The 16,983-nt window shown below is 73.8% G+C and carries 17 protein-coding genes; 11 read left to right on the top strand and 6 right to left on the bottom strand.

The genetic code is table 11. The features are described from left to right. Positions 1 to 22 precede the first annotated feature (22 nt). Together ACFSL4_RS10940 and ACFSL4_RS10935 are read left to right on the top strand one after the other, a co-directional pair. The gene (locus ACFSL4_RS10940; protein WP_381081207.1) at positions 23 to 1,093 is read left to right on the top strand and encodes an ABC transporter ATP-binding protein; all 1,071 of its coding nucleotides are present in this window, start codon (positions 23 to 25) and stop codon (positions 1,091 to 1,093) included. A gap of 342 nt (positions 1,094 to 1,435) precedes the next feature. Next, entirely contained in the window at positions 1,436 to 2,101 is a 666-nt protein-coding gene (locus ACFSL4_RS10935; protein ID WP_381081093.1) for a DedA family protein, read from the top strand. A 13-nt stretch (positions 2,102 to 2,114) separates the two neighbouring features. Here the strand turns inward: ACFSL4_RS10935 and ACFSL4_RS10930 are convergent, their stop codons facing one another. Both ACFSL4_RS10930 and ACFSL4_RS10925 read right to left on the bottom strand, forming a co-directional pair. Beyond that, positions 2,115 to 3,086: a lysylphosphatidylglycerol synthase transmembrane domain-containing protein gene (locus ACFSL4_RS10930; protein ID WP_381081091.1), complete on the bottom strand. Its 972-nt coding sequence runs from the start codon at positions 3,084 to 3,086 to the stop codon at positions 2,115 to 2,117. Then, positions 3,083 to 4,585, bottom strand: a complete 1,503-nt coding sequence (locus ACFSL4_RS10925) for a hypothetical protein (RefSeq protein WP_381081089.1) — start codon at positions 4,583 to 4,585, stop codon at positions 3,083 to 3,085. Before ACFSL4_RS10925 ends, ACFSL4_RS10930 begins: the two co-directional genes overlap by 4 nt. Positions 4,586 to 4,844: 259 nt before the next feature. Here ACFSL4_RS10925 and ACFSL4_RS10920 point away from each other — a divergent pair, with 259 nt between their 5' ends. The 3 genes from ACFSL4_RS10920 to ACFSL4_RS10910 all read left to right on the top strand — a co-directional run bounded on the left by ACFSL4_RS10920 (position 4,845) and on the right by ACFSL4_RS10910 (position 6,756). Then, complete coding sequence (locus tag ACFSL4_RS10920; RefSeq protein ID WP_381081087.1) at positions 4,845 to 5,258, top strand: BlaI/MecI/CopY family transcriptional regulator; 414 nt, start codon at positions 4,845 to 4,847, stop codon at positions 5,256 to 5,258. After that, complete coding sequence (locus ACFSL4_RS10915) at positions 5,255 to 6,157, top strand: M48 family metalloprotease (RefSeq protein ID WP_381081085.1); 903 nt, start codon at positions 5,255 to 5,257, stop codon at positions 6,155 to 6,157. Before ACFSL4_RS10920 ends, ACFSL4_RS10915 begins: the two co-directional genes overlap by 4 nt. Before the next feature lie 425 nt (positions 6,158 to 6,582). Continuing rightward, entirely contained in the window at positions 6,583 to 6,756 is a 174-nt protein-coding gene (locus tag ACFSL4_RS10910; protein WP_381081083.1) for a hypothetical protein, read from the top strand. Positions 6,757 to 6,831: 75 nt separating this feature from the next. Here ACFSL4_RS10910 and ACFSL4_RS10905 read toward each other — a convergent pair whose 3' ends face one another. Then, positions 6,832 to 7,416, bottom strand: a complete 585-nt coding sequence (locus ACFSL4_RS10905) for a rhodanese-like domain-containing protein (protein ID WP_381081081.1) — start codon at positions 7,414 to 7,416, stop codon at positions 6,832 to 6,834. Between the two features lie 107 nt (positions 7,417 to 7,523). On the opposite strand from ACFSL4_RS10905, the gene ACFSL4_RS10900 reads away from it, so the two are divergent. Further along, entirely contained in the window at positions 7,524 to 7,811 is a 288-nt protein-coding gene (locus tag ACFSL4_RS10900; RefSeq protein WP_381081079.1) for a metal-sensitive transcriptional regulator, read from the top strand. Positions 7,812 to 7,856: 45 nt separating this feature from the next. Here the strand turns inward: ACFSL4_RS10900 and ACFSL4_RS10895 are convergent, their stop codons facing one another. From ACFSL4_RS10895 to ACFSL4_RS10885, 3 genes are read right to left on the bottom strand one after another with little or no spacing between them, the layout of a single operon-like run. Next, positions 7,857 to 8,603 carry a sulfite exporter TauE/SafE family protein gene (locus ACFSL4_RS10895; RefSeq protein WP_381081077.1) on the bottom strand — a complete coding sequence of 249 codons (747 nt, stop codon included), beginning with the start codon at positions 8,601 to 8,603 and terminating at the stop codon, positions 7,857 to 7,859. Continuing rightward, positions 8,600 to 8,968: a rhodanese-like domain-containing protein gene (locus ACFSL4_RS10890; protein WP_381081075.1), complete on the bottom strand. Its 369-nt coding sequence runs from the start codon at positions 8,966 to 8,968 to the stop codon at positions 8,600 to 8,602. Before ACFSL4_RS10890 ends, ACFSL4_RS10895 begins: the two co-directional genes overlap by 4 nt. A 48-nt stretch (positions 8,969 to 9,016) precedes the next feature. After that, positions 9,017 to 10,384, bottom strand: coding sequence for a rhodanese-like domain-containing protein (locus tag ACFSL4_RS10885; protein WP_381081073.1), 1,368 nt, complete (start codon positions 10,382 to 10,384; stop codon positions 9,017 to 9,019). Positions 10,385 to 10,563: 179 nt separating this feature from the next. On the opposite strand from ACFSL4_RS10885, the gene ACFSL4_RS10880 reads away from it, so the two are divergent. From ACFSL4_RS10880 to ACFSL4_RS10860, 5 genes are all read left to right on the top strand, one after another. After that, the gene (locus ACFSL4_RS10880; protein WP_381081071.1) at positions 10,564 to 10,968 is read left to right on the top strand and encodes a DUF302 domain-containing protein; all 405 of its coding nucleotides are present in this window, start codon (positions 10,564 to 10,566) and stop codon (positions 10,966 to 10,968) included. A gap of 166 nt (positions 10,969 to 11,134) precedes the next feature. Continuing rightward, positions 11,135 to 13,585, top strand: a complete 2,451-nt coding sequence (locus tag ACFSL4_RS10875; RefSeq protein ID WP_381081069.1) for a PEP/pyruvate-binding domain-containing protein — start codon at positions 11,135 to 11,137, stop codon at positions 13,583 to 13,585. A gap of 363 nt (positions 13,586 to 13,948) precedes the next feature. Then, the gene (locus tag ACFSL4_RS10870) at positions 13,949 to 15,337 is read left to right on the top strand and encodes an MBL fold metallo-hydrolase (protein ID WP_381081067.1); all 1,389 of its coding nucleotides are present in this window, start codon (positions 13,949 to 13,951) and stop codon (positions 15,335 to 15,337) included. 120 nt (positions 15,338 to 15,457) lie between these two features. Then, positions 15,458 to 16,042: a rhodanese-like domain-containing protein gene (locus ACFSL4_RS10865; protein ID WP_381081065.1), complete on the top strand. Its 585-nt coding sequence runs from the start codon at positions 15,458 to 15,460 to the stop codon at positions 16,040 to 16,042. Further along, the gene (locus ACFSL4_RS10860; protein WP_381081063.1) at positions 16,039 to 16,950 is read left to right on the top strand and encodes a sulfite exporter TauE/SafE family protein; all 912 of its coding nucleotides are present in this window, start codon (positions 16,039 to 16,041) and stop codon (positions 16,948 to 16,950) included. Before ACFSL4_RS10865 ends, ACFSL4_RS10860 begins: the two co-directional genes overlap by 4 nt. The last annotated feature ends 33 nt before the right edge of the window (positions 16,951 to 16,983 follow it).

Below are 16,983 nucleotides of genomic sequence, written 5' to 3'. Positions count from 1 at the left end.
GAAGACCGACATCGACGACACCATGGCCGGCCCGGTGGCCGGCCAGACACACGGCGAGGGCCTCGACGCGCGGATCGTCGTCGAGCGGGGTTCCTTCCGGCTCGACCTGGCGCTGGCCGCCGCGCCCGGAGACGTCGTCGCGCTGCTCGGGCCCAACGGGGCCGGGAAGACCACGGCCCTGCGCGCGCTGGCCGGGCTGGTCCCGCTCTCCGGCGGCCATCTGCGGCTCGACGGCGTCGCGTTGGACCGTACGCCGCCCGAGTCCCGTCCCGTCGGCGTCGTCTTCCAGGACTACCTGCTCTTCCCGCATCTGACCGCTCTGGAGAACGTGGCCTTCGGCCCGCGCTGCCAGGGCGCGTCCAGGGCCCGGGCGCGGGAGATCGCCGCCACGTGGCTGGAGCACATGGGACTCGCCGACCTCGCCGGCGTCAAGCCGCGGCGGCTGTCGGGCGGCCAGGCCCAGCGCGTCGCGCTCGCCCGCGCGCTCGCCGTCCGGCCCCGGCTGCTGCTCCTGGACGAGCCGCTCGCCGCGCTCGACGCCCGCACCCGGCTGGAGGTGCGGGCCGCGCTGCGCCGCCACCTGGCCGGGTTCGAGGCGGTGGCCGTGCTCGTCACCCACGACCCGCTGGACGCGATGGTCCTCGCCGACCGGCTGGTGGTCGTCGAGCACGGCCGGGTGGTCCAGGAGGGCAGGCCCCGGGACATCGCCCGCCGTCCGCGGACGGACTACATCGCCCAGCTCGTGGGGCTCAACCTGTACCGGGGGACGGCCGACGGGCACACGGTGCGGCTCGACGCGGGGCCCGCGATCACGACCACAGAGGATCTGTCCGGGCCCGTCTTCGTGGCGTTCCCGCCGAGCGCCGTGACCCTGTACCGGGACCGGCCGAGCGGTTCCAGCGCGCGCAACCTGTGGCGGTGCGAGGTGACGGGGTTCGAGACCCACGGCGACCAGATCCGCGCGGAGCTCACCGGCGAGCTGCCGCTCGCCGCCGACCTGACGACGGTCGCCGCGGCCGAACTCGGCCTCACTCCGGGCGCACCGTTCTGGGCGGCCGTCAAGGCGGTCCAGACGCACGCGTATCCGGCCTGACGCGGGCACGGCACGGGAAGGCCGCCGGTGACCCGGGCAGGCCGCCGGTGCCCCGGGCAGGCCGCCGGTGCCCCGGGCAGGCCGCCGGTGACCGGTGTCCACGGCACCGGGCAGCAGGGTCCGGCGGGCCCACCGACGGCGGTGGTCACGTGGGCCGGATCCCCGGGCGCGGTCGCCACCCGGATTCGGCCGCATTCACTCGTCGTTCACTCGTCACGGTGATCGGGGAACGTCCACGGCGCCGCCGTCGTCTACAGTTCGACAGACGGTCTACATGACTGTAGTCAGCCGCCGGGTGGCACCGTGCCGCGCCCGGCCTCCCGTAAGGAAGGGCGCGCGACGATGGCCACACCCCTCTCACCTGCATCGCAGCTCGCGGTGAACGTGCTGGACGCCCAGTCCCTGCTCGCGGCCTTCGGCGTGCTGGGCGTGGGCGTGGTGATGTTCGCCGAGACGGGCCTGCTCGTCGGCTTCTTCCTGCCCGGCGACTCCCTGCTGTTCACGGCGGGCCTGCTGTGCACCGGCTCCGACCGGCACGCCGTGAAGCTGTCGCTGCCGCTGCTGCTGGTCGCCGCGGCGGTCGGCGCGCTCGCCGGGTCCCAGTGCGGCTATCTGCTCGGGCGCAGAGCGGGCGGAGCGCTGCTCGCCCGCAGCCGCTCCGCCCGGCTGCACGAGGGCGCGAAGCGCGCCGAGGAGCTCCTTGAGCGGTACGGACACGCGAAGGCGATCGTGCTGGCCCGCTTCGTGCCCGTGGTGCGGACGGTGCTCAATCCGATGGCCGGCGCCCTGCACGTGCCCGCGCGGACCTTCACCGTCTGGCAGGTGACCGGCGGCCTCCTGTGGAGCGTCGGGCTCACCCTCGCCGGGTACGCGCTGGGCTCCTCGGTGCCGAACGTCGACCGGTACCTGCTGCCGGTGATCGCGGCGATCGTCCTGGTCTCGCTGATCCCGATCGCTCTGGAGATCCTGCGTTCCCGCCGGGCCGCGAAGGACGGCGCCCGCGGATGACGGACGCCGTCGCTCACAGCTGCTTGCGCCGTACGAGCACGCCCAGCACCACCAGTCCGGGGACCAGCGGCAGCCACACCGTCAGCAGCCGGTAACCGATGACCGCCGAGGCGGCCGCGCTGCCCGTGGCTCCGACGAGCGTGAGCGCGAGGGCGAGCGCGGCGTCCAGGGAGCCGATACCACCGGGGGTCGGCAGCAGGACGGCCGCGCTGGAGGCCGCGAGGTAGGCCAGCGCCACCCGGTCGGGCGGGAGCGCCAGCCCGAGGGCCCGGGTGACGGCGACCACCACCAGCGCGTGCAGCGAGGAGAAGGCCAGCGAGCCGCCCCACAGGGCGGCGGCCCGGCCGGGAAGCCGGTGCACCGCGCGTACGTCCGTGAGCACCGCCCTGGAGGCGCGCCGCAGCGGCCCGGGCAGCAGCATCGCGAGGGCGACGGCCGCCAGGAGGGCGGCGGCCACCGTGACCGTCGAAAGCCCCGGGCGGCGCAGCAGCCCGGGATCGGCGAGGGCGAGGAGGGCGATCAGCGCGCCGCGGGTCGCCGCCCCTGCCGCGGCCTTGACCGCGAGCGCGGCCGCCGAGCGGGGCACGGACAGTCCCCTGCGGGTCAGGAAGCGCAGATTGACGGCGCCCGCGCCGAGTCCCGCGGGCAGCACATGGTTGGCCGCGGACGCCGCGAACTGCACGGCCAGCAGCCGCCCCGCGGGCAGTGCCTCGGTCACCGCGCCCTGCTGGGCGAGCGCCGAGCACACCCACGTCGCCACCGTGGCGGTCGCGCCCAGCAGCAGCCAGCCCGGGTCGGCACCCGCGAGCCGCTTTGCGCCGGCCTCGATCACGGGCCAGTGGTGCCCGGCGAGGAACACGGCGCAGGCGAACACGGCGAGGGTGACGGCGACGTGCCAGGGGGCCCGTGTACGCACCCGCGGGGCGGCGGTGGCGGTCGGCACCGGCACGGCGGGTGCCGCGTCCGTGCCCGGGGAAGGGGTCATCGGTGCCCGCCCCCCGCCACCGGGGCCACGCGGATGCGGATGCCCTCGAAGGAGTGGACAGGCCAGTCACGCGCGTACGCCGGCGGGCGGCCGGTGGGGGTGCCGAGGTGGGCGGTGGGCTTGAGCCGTGCGGTGCGCACGATGCCGGCGGTGGTGGTATTCGCGTTGCTGCCGCTGGTCGCGGCGGAGGAGCAGCCGGTGTAGAAGGCGATCGGGAGGGCCTCGTTCCCGGTCAGCAGACAGGGCGGCCGGACCCCGAGCCGGTGCAGTTCGGCCGCCGTCCGGGACCAGGCGCGCCGGTCGGCGGCCGAGCGGTCCACGGTGCCGTGCAGCACCGCGTACTGCGCCGCCAGATGCCCGGCGAGCCCGATCGCCACCAGGGTCGCGGTGACCGGCCGCCACCGGCCGTCCGGCGCCGTCACCACGTCGAGGAGCACATCGGCGACGGGGATGGCGAGCAGGGCGTAGGCGGGAAGCAGGAAGCGGGGCGCGGCGTACCCGATCATGAAGAGGTAGGGAAAGGCCACCGCCGCCGCGCAGGCCAGCGGCAGCAGGGTGCGGGCGGGGCGCCCGGACCGCAGCGCGACGGCCGCCGAGAGCGCGGCGAGCACGGGCAGCACGAACCACCAGGCGGTCAGCGCCGGGTTGGGCAGGTCGCCGGTGCACGGGCGGCACAGGGCGCGCCCGCCGAGGCTGCGCACCTGGTCGACGACGGCGATGCTCCAACCGAGTCCGCCCTGGATCCGGGAGCCGTCGGACAGGCGCTGCCAGAGCCCCCCGTAGCCGGCGTACGCCTCGGCGATCCACTCGGCGGCGCCCGCGGCCAGCCCGCCCACCAGCGCCAGCAGCAGCGGCAGGCGCCGCCACCGGCGGACGAGGAGCAGCAGGATCAGCAGCGGAGCCGACGCCCAGACGGCGTCGGTGGGCCGCATCCACGTCATCAGCGCGGCACTCGCGGCGAGTCCCCACACGGCCGCCCGGTCCGTACCGTCCGCATGGGCCCGCAGAAAGCAGCCGGTGCCGGCCAGGGCACCGATCGCGACCCAGTAGTTGGGCATGGCCTGCGGACCGTAGAACAGGGTCACCCACAGGCTCGCGAACAGCGCGCCGCCGAGGGCGAGTACACGGGCCGGGAACACGCCCCGCCAGGTGCGCAGGGCGAGGAACAGGGCGACCCCGGACAGCACCGCCAGATACGCACGCAGCAGCCCCGTGGAGGAGGACCACGCGGTGACCGGGGCGACCAGCAGGGATATGCCACGGGCGCGCGGCGCGCTGAAGTACGCCGCGGGGGCGTGGGCGCTGATCTGGCTCACGTATACCGTCTCGTCCCAGCCGAGTCCCAGACCCGGTCCCACGAGGACGAGTTGGGCCAGTGTGAAGGCACCCGCGACGAGGGCGAGCAGGCCCTCGCCGCGGTCGCGCCACGACAGGCCGGCGACCGACGGCGCCGCGAGCCGGCGGACGTCCGCGAGCGTGGTGCGCGAGCTGTGCGCCATGACCACCCTTCACCCCCTGCAGAGCGTAGGGACATCACACCCTACAAGCCGTAGGGTTTCGGTGGACACCGGGAAAGAAGTCGGTAAAACACGGACAAGTTAGCGCGGCTGGCCCGGGGGTGCAGCGCGGAGCCGGGCGCGATCCGGCCACCTCTCGGAGGCGCTGCGCCACAGGGGTGAACGGCGCCCGCCGCCGGGGGCGTTCGACGCCTTCCACGGCCGGGGTCACCGCCCCCCTACGCACTGTAAGGTTGCGGGCATGGCTGGCAGGGGCCCGCAGGGCAGGGTGGAACGACGCAACGCCGGGGAGTTGGAGAGCGAGGTGCTCGCCGCACTGTGGGCCACCGAACAGGCACTCACGCCGGCCGAGGTCCAGGCGGAGATCCACGGCGACCTCGCCTACAACACCGTGCACACCATCCTCAAACGCCTGTACGACAAGGGACTTGTCCTGCGTGACGTGGACGGGCGGCGCGGCGCGTACCGGGCCGCGAAGAACGCGGCCGAACTGACCGCCGAGGCCATGCACAAGGCACTCGACCGGGGCCCGGACCCGATCGCCACGCTCCAGCAGTTCGTGTCCGGCCTGCGCCCCGAGGAGGAGCAGGCCCTGCGCGACCTCCTCGGCGGGGCCACGGACAGGCCGCGGGTCCCCGGCGGGGCCGGCGCATGAGGTTCGACGTCTACCTCCCGATCCTGCTCTCGCTCCTGCTGGCCACGATCAGCCCGCTCGTCGCCCGGCGGGTGGCGCCCGCGCTCGCGGCCCGGGTGCTGACCGCGTCCGCCGTCTTCACCGCGGCGGCCACCACCTGGTCCCTCGTCCTGCTCGCGGCCACCCTGGTCGACCAGGCGCCGCAGGTCGTGGCCGACGCCCACGACGACGGCCGCCGGCTGCCCGACCCGGTCCCGGAGGCGATCGCCCTCGCCGCCGTGCCGGCCCTGGTCCTCGTCGCCATGCGCGTGTACCGCACCGCACGGGCCGAACGCGTCACGCGCCTCGCGCTGCGAGCCCTGTGCGCCGGGCATCCGGCGGACACGGAGCTGGTCGTCGCCGCCTCGCCCGTGCCGCAGGCCTTCGCCATCCCCGGCGACGGCAACGCGCCGGGCCGGATCCTGGTCACCTCGGGAATGCTGAGCGCCCTCGAACCGGCGGATCGCCGGGTGCTGCTGGCCCATGAACGCGCCCATCTCGCGCACCGGCACGCGCTGATGTCGAGGGCCGTCGCACTCGCCGCCGCGGCCGACCCGCTGCTCGCACCCGTCCGCGCCACGGTGGCCTTCCTCGTGGAGCGCTGGGCGGACGAACAGGCGGCCGACGCCGTCGGCGACCGCACCACCACGGCCCGCGCCCTCGCCCGCGCCGCCCTGACCGCCGGGGCACGCCCGCCGCCGTGCGCGCTGAGCTTCGCCCGGCACGCGGTCACCCGCCGCGTCGCCGCCCTCCAGGCCGGCCCGCCCCCGTCCCTGTGGCCGCTCGCGGCGACGACGCTCGCGCTCGGCGCGCTGCCGGCGCTGGGGGCCCTGGACGCGACGGGGGATCTGCTGCGCCTGCTGGAGTACGTACCGGTGTGAGCCGGCGAGCCGGACCACCGGCCGCCGCCCACCGGCCGCCGCTTACCTGTGGCCTGTTATCGATTACCGGTAACCGGTAACCGGTAACCGACAGTAGCTGATGACCCGTCAACCGGGGTGCGCGCAACCCCCGACCGGGTCACCGGCCACCACACGGGGGAATCGAACGCAGGGGCTCGCGCCGTTTCACCGGAAACGATCGGCCGGACACCGGCATGCCGAATCTTTGTCCGAGAATTAGCTCCCGCGCACCCGTTACGAGTCCATGATCAGGGCGGTTGTTCGGTCGCTTGTCCGCATCGGCGTGAACCCTGGAGGAATCATGAGCCCCGCCCCCGCCGTCCTTCGCCCCCTGTTCGAGAACCGGCCCGTACGGCCCGCCGCCGGGTACGCGGTTGACGCCGGGGCCCGCACCGAGGCGGGCCGTGTTCGAGGGCTTCGGGCGCCGGCTGACGGCCGTCGAGGAGGCGGCGCTGCGCTGTCTGTGCGCGGTGGACGCGGCAAGCGCCATCTCCTGGGGCGTGCCGCACGACGACGAGGAGATCGTCGCCCGGGGCCGCGCCACCCTGGCCCGGCTGATGGAGAGCGACCTCGTGTGAGGGGGCGGCGTACGAATGGCTGAGCCGCCCGGGGCCGGGGGACGCGCGTCCCCCGGCCCCGGGCGGCCGGCTGGGTCAGCGGCTGCGGAGTTGCGCGAGGACGGCGTCGAGGTCGGCCGCACGGGGGCGGTTGTGGGGCAGCTTGGCCAGCATGACCGCCATGCCGCAGGTGTTGGTGAGGGCGGAGAACACCAGTCCGCCGGCGATGCCGGCCGAGAGCAGCAGGAAGGCGGGGTGGATCAGCAGGCCGAGGGCCAGGCCGAGGAGGACGACCGCGCCGGCGGTGAAGCGGACCTGGCGTTCCATGTTCCAGGTGGCGCGACCGCCGTGGGCGGGCGACTGGTGGAGGTCGTGGCCCGCGGCGGCCCAGGCGCCGGTACCGCCGGCGAGCGTGGCGGTGGGGATCCCGTGCTCCGCCAGGAGCCTGCAGGCGTTCTCGGAGCGGGCGCCGGAGGCGCACACCACCAGCACGTCGCCGCGCTCGGCGGCGTGCCGGATGTCGGGCAGTGCGCGTTCGACGGCGTCCAGCGGGATGTTGAGGGCGCCGGGCAGGTGGCCGGAGGCGTACTCACCGGGCGTGCGCACGTCGATGACGGTCAGCTCGTGCAGCCGGGTGCGTGCTTGGCCGGCGGCGAGGGTCACAGGGACAGGAGCGGTCATGGCAGAAGTAATCCCCTTGTGTCCTTATCGTCGATGCTGTCCCGATGCGGGACGTCGTACAGTACCCCGATGGGTATTTCCCCGATGGGGCGTTTCAAGGAGTGGTCATGCAGCTGGACCTGGTGGACACGGATCTGAAGGCCGTGCTGAACCGGCTGCGCCGCGCGCAGGGTCAGATCTCCGGCGTGATCCGCATGATCGAGGAGGGCCGCGACTGCGAGGACGTCATCACGCAGCTGGCCGCCGCCTCCCGCGCCCTGGACCGGGCCGGCTTCGCGATCATCGCCACCGGTCTGCAGCAGTGCGTCACCAGTATGGAATCCGGCCGCGGTGACAGCGAGACCGTCGACGAGCTGCGCGCCCGTCTGGAGAAGCTGTTCTTGTCGCTGGCGTGAGCCGCGCCCGCCACCGGCGGCCGTCACCGGGCGGGCCGGGGTGCGTCACAGTACCGAGTCGATCAGCATGAACGCGGCGACGGCCAGCAGCACCACGGCGAAGATGCGCTGCAGCGTGGGCCCGGACACCTTGGCGGCCAGCCGTTTGCCGTCCCAGGCACCGAGGATCGCGGCCGCGATGAACGGGCCGATGATCGCCCAGTCCAGCCGCTCGACCGTGCCGACCCGGGTGGTGAGCGCGGCCACCGAGTTCACGCTGATCACCAGCAGACTCGTCCCCACCGCCACCCGCATCCGCATGCCGAGGACGCTCACCAGCGCCGGCACGGCGAGGAACCCGCCGCCCACGCCGAGGACGCCGGTGACAGCGCCGAGCCCCGCGCCGGCCGCCGCCGCACGGCCCGGCCGGACCGTCCCGGCGCTCTCCGGCCCCTGCCGCACACGCAGCATCCGAAGAGCGGCGCCCGCCGCGACCACAGCGAAGGCCGCCGTCAGCGCCGCCGCCGGCAGCCGCGTGGCGACCACGCTGCCCAGCATCGCCGGGCCGATGCCCGCCGCCGCGAACAGGAGCCCTGTGCGCCAGCGCACATAACCGTCACGGGCGTGCGCCGACAGAGCGGCGAGCGAGGTGATGGTCACGATGACGAGACTCCCGGTGGTCGCCGCGACCGGGCTGAAACCGAGCAGATAGATCAGGGCGGGGACGGCCAGCACACTGCCGCCGCCCCCGAGCGCCCCGAGGGCCAGGCCGATGACGGCCCCGGCTGTCAGAGCGAGGATCACAGCACTCACGCGACCGTGCCGTCCTCGCCCCGCTCATCCACGACCGGCAGCCCGGCCTGCGACCATTCCTGCATTCCCCCGATCACGTCCACCACCTGGGCGCCCAGCTCCGCCAGCAGCTCGGCGGCCTTCTGGGAACGGCCGCCCGAGCGGCAGATCACCACCAGTGGCCGCCCCTGCGCCTCGGGCGGCAGCGGCGAGCCCGCGACCAACGCCGACAAGGGCGCGTGGACCGCCCACGGGGCATGGCCCATCTGCCACTCGAGCGCTTCCCGCACGTCCAGCAACACGGCCTGGCCGGCGGTGTCGGGACCGGTGCGTTCGACGGCCTCGGCTATGGCGACCCGGTCGGGACCGGGGTGGAACACGTTCATGGGTGTTGCTTCTCCCTTCGGGCGAGTCGGCGTCGTGCCGATGCCCGGTCAGTCGTTCCGGACGATGAGTCCGGCCTTCTCGGCGTTGTCATAGGCGTCGTCGACGGCGACGACGCTGCGGCCGGCCGCGTCCAGCAGGGACGCGGCGATGGCGGCACGCATGCCGCCCGCGCAGTGCACCCAGACCTCGCCCTCCGGCACCTCGTCGAGTCGGCGGTGCAGGGTGTGGATCGGGATGTGGACCGAGCCCTCGATGAAGCCGCCGGCCCGCTCGGAGTCGCGCCGCACATCCAGCACGACGACGCCCTCGCCGCGGCACCGGCCCGCCAGGTCGGCGAACGTGGCCCGCGGGAAGGAGGCCGGCGTCTCGCCCTCGCGCACCCAGGCGGACGGCTCGCCGGTGGCCGCGGCCGCCGGACGCTCGATGCCGACGCGCACCAGCTCCCGCTGGGCGGCGCCCAGTTGCTCGGCCGACTCCGCCAGCAGGGTCACCGGCTTGCCCCACGGGATCAGCCAGGCCAGATACGTGGCCAGCTGCCCTTCGGCCTCGAAGTTGAACGAACCCGCCACATGCCCGGCCGCGAAAGCGACCCGGTTGCGCAGGTCCACCACCCACTCCCCGGCCGCGAGCCGGGCGGCGATCTCCTCGGCGTCGGCCACTGCGGGCGGGGTCAGATCGACCGCTGCGGGGCCGGCCGCGTTCACCGGGCCCATGTGCATGTAGTAGGCGGGGACGTCGTCCAGGCCGGCCAGGAGACCGGCGACGAAGCTGTCCACGTCCTGCGTGAGCGCCTCGTTGACCGTCTTCTCCCTGCCGATGGTCGTGTCCGTGCCCTCGGCCTGGCTGGAGGAGCAGAAGCTGCCGAAGCCGTGGGTGGGCAGCACCGCCGTCGCGTCAGGCAGCTCGGCGGCCAGCCGGTGGGCGGAGGCGTGCTGGGCCCGGGCGAGGTCCTCGGTCAGCCGGGGTTCGACCAGATCCGGCCGGCCGACCGTGCCGATCAGCAGCGAGCCGCCGGTGAACACGGCGACCGCCGCCCCGCCGTCCTGGAGCACGTAGGAGGTGTGGTGCGGCGTGTGGCCCGGGGTCGCGATCGCCCGCAGGGACACGCCCGCCTCGGCGTCGACGACCGTGGTCTCCCCGTCGCGCACCGGTATGCGCTCGAAGTCCACCCGGGCCCCGGCCGGCACGAGGTAGGCGGCGCCGGTGAGACGGGCCAGCTCCAGACCTCCGGTGACATAGTCGTTGTGGATGTGGGTCTCGACGACGTGCGAGATGCGTACCCCGCGCCGGGCCGCCGCCGCGATCACCCGATCGATGTCGCGTGGCGGATCGACCGCCACCGCAGTCCTGTCGCCACCGGCCAGGTAGCTGCGGTTGCCGAGCCCCGCCACCTCTACGGTGTCCACAAAGAACACGCTGCGACACTTCCTTTCATACGGAAATTACCCTCCGGGGTATGTAATTGACACTAACATGAGTACCCCCTGGGGTATTCCACCCATGGGAAGATCCCGGTCAAGTCCCGAGTACCTCGAGTGACCTGGAACACCCGCTCCCACCTGACACGATCTGTTTCCGGAAAGGGGCATCCCTCATGCGCTATGACCGCACAGTGCGCCTGAACACCGATTTCGCCACCACCGTGAGCCGGGTCCGCAAAGCCCTGGCGGAGCACGGTTTCGGCATACTCACCGAGATCGATATCACAGCCACCTTGAAGGCCAAGCTCGACCTCGACATGGAGGACTACGTCATCCTCGGCGCCTGCAACCCGCCGCTCGCCCACCGCGCCCTGCAGGCCGACCGCACCCTCGGCCTGCTCCTGCCGTGCAACGTCGTCGTCCGCGCCGACGGCGACCGCACGGTGGTCCAGGCCCTGGACCCGGGCACGATGGTCGCGCTCACGGAACTCGACGCCATCCGCCCAATCGCCGAGGAGGCCACCCGGCGCATCGACGCGGCCCTCGCCTCCCTCACCGCACCCGGCACGGACACCTGACCCCCCGCGCCCCGGGAGCGGGGGGTCTGACACCCGCGCCCCGGGAGCGGCCGTCTGACACCCGCGCCCCGGGAGCGGTCGCCCGACGCCCCGCGCCGCCCGGGGTGATCCTGGAGTGGGACGCCGCGAACCGTCCCAGGCTCGGCACGAGGGTGAGGGCGAGACGATGACCGCCACCGACTACGTGGTCCCGCTGGACCGGGTGACCCGCGCGGACGTGGACCTCGCGGGCGGCAAGGCCGCGAACCTGGGCGAACTGATCCGCGCCGGGTTCCCGGTGCCGCCCGGATTCGTGGTGACGGCCGCGGCCTGCCGGCCCCCGGACACCGGCGGGCACGGCCGCGACACGGCCGACGGCGCGGGCTTCCGCGCGGCCGTGCGCGACGCCGAGGTCCCCGAGGCGGTGCGTCAGGCGGTGCGCGCCGCGTACCGGGAACTGGGCGGCGGCGCGGTCGCCGTGCGGTCGAGCGCCACCACGGAGGATCTGCCGCAGGCGGCGTCCGCCGGCCAGCAGGACACGTTCCTCCATGTCGTCGGTGAGCGGGACCTGCTCGACGCGGTCCGCCGCTGCCGGGCCTCCCTGTGGACCGACCGCGCCATCGACTACCGGGCCGGCCACGGCATCGACCGCCGCCGGGCCGGGATCGCCGTCGTCGTGCAGCGCATGGTGCCCGCAGAGTTCGCGGGGGTCGCCTTCACCTGCGATCCCGTGACCGGCGACCGGCACACGGTGGTCATCGACGCGAGTCCGGGCCTCGGCGAGGCCGTCGTCGCGGGACTGGTGACCCCCGAGCACATCGTGGTCGACACCCGGCGGCGGGCGCGTGTGGCCGCTCACAGCGCGGGAGGCGGCGAGGTCCGCGTCCGCCCGCGCGCCGGCGGCGGCACCGAGCGGGTGGCCGGGGACCGCCCGGCGACCGGGCTGCCCGCGCCCGCGGTGCGGCGGCTCGTCCGGCTGGCCAGGAGGGTGGAGCGGCACTTCGGCCGGCCCCAGGACATCGAGTGGGCCTGGGCCGGCGGCACCGTCCACCTCCTGCAGACACGCCCCGTGACCGCGCTGCCCGAGCAGCCCGTCACCCCGGGCCGCGTCCAGCGCCTCACGGCCCCGATGCTCGCGGAGGTCGTGCCGGTGCGGCCGTACCCGATCGACCTCACCGCGTGGGTGGGCCCGCTTGTGCGCCTGCTCGAGAAGCCTGCCCGCGTCACCGGCTTCGCGGCGCCGCCCCTGGACCGGATGTTCGTCGGCGAGGACGCCGTGGTGGCCCGCGTGGAGTTCCCTGTGCCGCGGCCCACGTGGCACGCGCTGACGGCACCGGCGCACCTCGTGAGCGCGGCGGCCCGGCACGATCCCCGCCGCTGGAGGTCGGATCCGCTGCTCGACGCGGCGCGGCACCGCGCCCGGGCCCTGCGGGAACGGGACCTGCACGACTGCTCCTGGCCGGAACTGCTCGCCGTGCTGCACGAAGGACCCCGGATCGCCGCCCAGGTGCTGGCGCTGCGGCTGCGCTACCTGCCCCGCACCGGCCTGGCGCTGGCGGGGCTGTTCGCGCTGCTGTGCGTGTTGCGCCGGCGCGGGCTGCTGGGCGCGCTGCTGACCGGAGTGGACACCCTGACCTCCGAGGCGAACCGCGCCCTGGAGGACCTGGCCGCCGCCGTCCGCGCCGACCCCGGCCTCCTGGACGCCTTCGCGCGCCACTCCGCCGGCGAGCTGCCCGGCGTTCTCAGCCAGTCCGCTCCGTCGTTCCTCGCCGATGTCGAGGCGTTCCTCGACCGCTACGGACACCGCGACACGGTCACCCCGCTCCTCGTGTCCCAGCCGACGTGGCGCGAGCGGCCCGACGTGGTCCTCTCGCTGCTGACGGCGCTGGCCTCGCGGCCACCACCCCGGGAGGGACCGTGTCCGGCCGCCCGGGCCGAGCGGGAACTGCTCTCCCGCCCCCTGCTGCGCCTGGGCCCGCCCGTTCTGCGGACGGCGGTGCGGGCACTGCTGGGACAGGCCCGGTGGTTCCAGCAGGTGCGCGACGACACCCGCTTCCTGGCCATGCTGCCCCTGCCCACCATGCGGCAGGCCCTGCGGGAGACGGCCCGCAGGCTCGTCGGGGCAAAGGTGCTGGACGGCCCCGAGGACATCGTCCATCTGCGTCTGGACGAACTCGAACGCATCGGGACCTGGCCGCCCTCCCCCGCCCTCCGCGCCGAACTGCGCGCCCACGCGGCACGCCGGAAGGCGGCACGCGCGCGGCTCGCCGGTACACCGCTCGTACCGCTTGCGGGTACCCCCGCCGAGGCGGGTGCGGGCATCGTGCTGCGCGGCACCCCCGGCAGCGCGGGCGTCGCGCAGGGCCCGGTGCGGATCGTCCACGACGAGGCCGGCTTCGGCAGCCTGCGCAGCGGGGAGGTCCTGGTGGCGCCCTACACCAGCCCCGCCTGGACGCCGCTGTTCCGCAGGGCCGCCGCCGTCGTCGTCGACACCGGCGGCATGGCGTCCCACGCCGCGATCGCGGCCCGCGAATACGGCATCCCCGCCGTCATGGCGACCGGCCGGGCCACGACCCGGCTCACCGACGGACAACGGGTGAGAGTCGACGGCGACCACGGTCTGGTGTTGCTTGCCTAAACCTCGGTTAAATACCCCGGAGGGTATTTGACAAGCCCGATAACCACCCTTTACCGTCGATGGCGTAATACCCCAGGGGGTATCTGGAGGAAACAGTATGACCCGCGACGTGGAGCTCTATGGTGTGCGGCACTCCCAGCCGTCCGCGCCGTCCGCCGCGGCTTCCGGCCTACCCGAGGGGCGGCCGGTGTAGACGACCCGCAGGAGTCGACGCTCTCGTCGCTCCCGGTGCCACCCGCGCCCACGTCCCACGCGGGCCGCGCCGTCGTGGCGGCGCCTGCTCCCGGGTCGGCCGAGCCCTCCCCCTGTACACCACCCCTGTACCCCCCGAGGTATAGGGACCCTTTCCAGACGGAGGTATCCGTGTTCTTCGCCCAGTACTACCTGGACTGCCTCTCCCAGGCCTCGTACATGATCGCCGACGAGACCACCGGCCAGGCCGTGGTCGTCGACCCCCGCCGGGACATCTCCGAGTACCTGGCCGATGCCGAGGCGCGCGGCTACACCGTGGTCGGCGTCATCAACACCCACTTCCACGCCGACTTCATCGCCGGGCACCTGGAGATGGCGTCCCGCACCGGAGCCTGGATCGGCTACGGCCAGCGCGCCGAGACGGAATACGCCGTCCGGAAGTTCGCCGACGGCGACCGCGTCACCCTCGGCGACGTCACCCTCGAGATCATGGAGACCCCCGGGCACACCCCGGAGTCCATCAGCGTCCTGGTCTACGAGCACGCCGACGACACCGTCCCGTACGGGGTCCTGACCGGTGACGCGCTGTTCATCGGGGACGTGGGCCGCCCCGACCTGCTGGCCTCGATCGGCGTGACCGCCGACGAGCTCGGCGCCATGCTCTACGACAGCGTCCAGAACAAGCTGATGGGCCTGCCGGACGAGGTCCGCGTCTTCCCCGCCCACGGCGCGGGGTCCTCCTGCGGCAAGAACCTCTCGAGCGAGAAGCAGTCCACCATCGGCGCGCAGCGCGCCACCAACTACGCCTGCGCGCCCATGACCGAGGCCGAGTTCATCGCCATCGTCACCGCCGGGCAGCCCTCCGCACCCGGGTACTTCGTCTACGACGCGATCCTCAACCGCAAGGAGCGGGAGCTCTACAACGAGGCCGCGGCACCGCGACCGCTGACCGCGGAGGAGTTCATGGAGCGGCGCGCGGCCGGCGCGGTGGTGGTCGACGCCCGCAACATCGAGGAATTCGCCGCCGGGCACCTGCGCGGCGCGGTCAACGTGCCCGAAGACGGCCGGTTCGCCGAGCAGGTCGGCACCGTCCTCAAGCCCGAGCAGGAGCTGCTGGTCATCGCGCCGCAGAACCGCGAGGAGGAGGCCGTCACCCGGCTCGCCCGGATCGGCTTCGACCACGTGGCGGGCTATCTGCGCAGCCCCGAGGACGCCCTGATCGCCGCGGCCGACGAGGTCGTTCCCTCCAGCCGGCTGACCGCCACGCAGCTGCGCGACGCCCTGGAGGGGGAGGAGCCCCCCGTCGTCCTCGACGTGCGCAACTGCAGCGAGCGCGACGCGAACGGATACATCGAGGGCGCCCTGCACATCTCGCTGGGTGAGCTGCCGCGCCGCCTCGACGAGATCCCCACCGACCGGCCGCTGGTCCTGCACTGCGCGGGCGGCCTCCGTTCCTCGATCGCCGCCAGCCTGCTGCGTCACCGCGGCTTCAAGGACGTCTCCGACCTCCTGGGCGGCTACGCGGCCTGGGAGCAGCTCAACGTCCCCGCCGCCGTCTGAACCTCCCGACCTGAAACCGGCGGCCTGCCGGACCCATGTCCGACCGGCCGCCGGTGCCTGGACCGGCCGACCCGTACTGACCGTATTCCCTGCCTTTCTCAAACTCACGACGGAGCCATCATGACCACCGACGCCACTCGCGCCGCCGGCCTGACCCCCGCCGCTCTGGAAGAACTCATCAAGCACGGGGACGGCCCCCGCATGCTGGACGTGCGCACCCCCGGCGAGTTCCGCACCGTTCACATCCCCGGCTCCTACAACGTCCCGCTGGACACACTGCGGGAGCACCGCGCCGAACTGCTCAACCACCTCGACCAGGATGTCGTTCTCATCTGCCTTGCCGGCGGCCGCGCGGCCCAGGCGGAGGAGGCCCTCGCCGAGGCCGGCCTGCCCAACCTGCGCGTCCTGGAGGGCGGCATGAAGGCCTGGGAGGCGTCCGGGGCCCCCGTCAACCGGGGACCGGCGCGCTGGGACCTGGAGCGCCAGGTCCGCCTGATCGCGGGGTCCGTCGTCCTGGTCTCCGGGATCGTCGGCCTGTTCGTTCCCGGCGTGCACCTGATCGGCACCTTCATGGGCGCCGGACTGACCTTCGCCGCCCTGAGCAACACCTGTGCCATGGGCATGTTGCTGTCCAAGCTGCCCTACAACCGCGGTCCCCGCACCGACATCCGTACTGTCATATCCTCGCTGCGAGGCCGATCATGATCACCATTGTCATCCTGGCGTCCCTGCTCATCGGCGTCAGCCTCGGCATCCTCGGCGGCGGCGGCTCCATCCTGACCGTGCCGATCCTGGTCTACCTGGCAGGCCAGGACAGCAAGGAAGCCATCGCGACCTCCCTCTTCGTCGTCGGCGTCACCAGCCTGGTGGGGCTGATCCCGCACGCCCGCGCCGGCCGTGTGCGCTGGCGCACGGGTCTGCTCTTCGGCGCGGTCAGCATGGTGGGCGCCTACGGCGGCGGACGGGTGGCCGAGTACATCTCGGGCACCGTACTGCTCATCGCCTTCGCGGTGATGATGCTCGCCACGGCGGCCGCCATGCTCCGCAAGCCCCGCAAGGCCGCCGCGCCCAAGCCGGCCCACCACGAACTGCCCATGAAGCACATCATCGTCGAGGGCCTGGTCGTCGGCGCGGTGACCGGTCTGGTGGGCTCCGGCGGCGGGTTCCTGGTCGTCCCGGCGCTCGCCCTGCTCGGCGGACTGCCCATGAGCGTGGCCGTGGGCACCTCGCTCCTGGTCATCACCATGAAGTCGTTCTCCGGTCTCGCCGGGCACCTCGCCGGGGTGCAGATCGACTGGAACATGGCGCTCATGGTCACCGCGGCGGCCGTCGTCGGCAGCCTCATCGGCAGCCGCTTCGCCGGGCGCATCCCGCAGGACACGCTGCGCAAGGCGTTCGGCTGGTTCGTCGTCGTCATGGGTGTCTTCGTGCTCAGCCAGCAGCTCGACGCCGCTGTCTGGACCAACCCGCTGACCTGGGTCGGTATCGGTCTCGCGGGGGTGGTGGCGCTGGTCTGGCGGACTGTGGCGGCACGCCGCAGCGAGCCCGTCGAGGCCCCGGCGGAGGTACGCGCCCACGAGCCGAGCGCCCACGAGCCGAGCGCACGGTCGTGACCCTGCACGAGGGCCCGCCGGACGGATGCGTCC

Source organism: Streptomyces caeni (assembly GCF_042678285.1).
Taxonomy (GTDB): domain Bacteria; phylum Actinomycetota; class Actinomycetes; order Streptomycetales; family Streptomycetaceae; genus Streptomyces; species Streptomyces caeni.
Note: the sequence above shows the minus strand (reverse complement) of the source record. Positions and strands in the feature narration are given on the sequence as shown.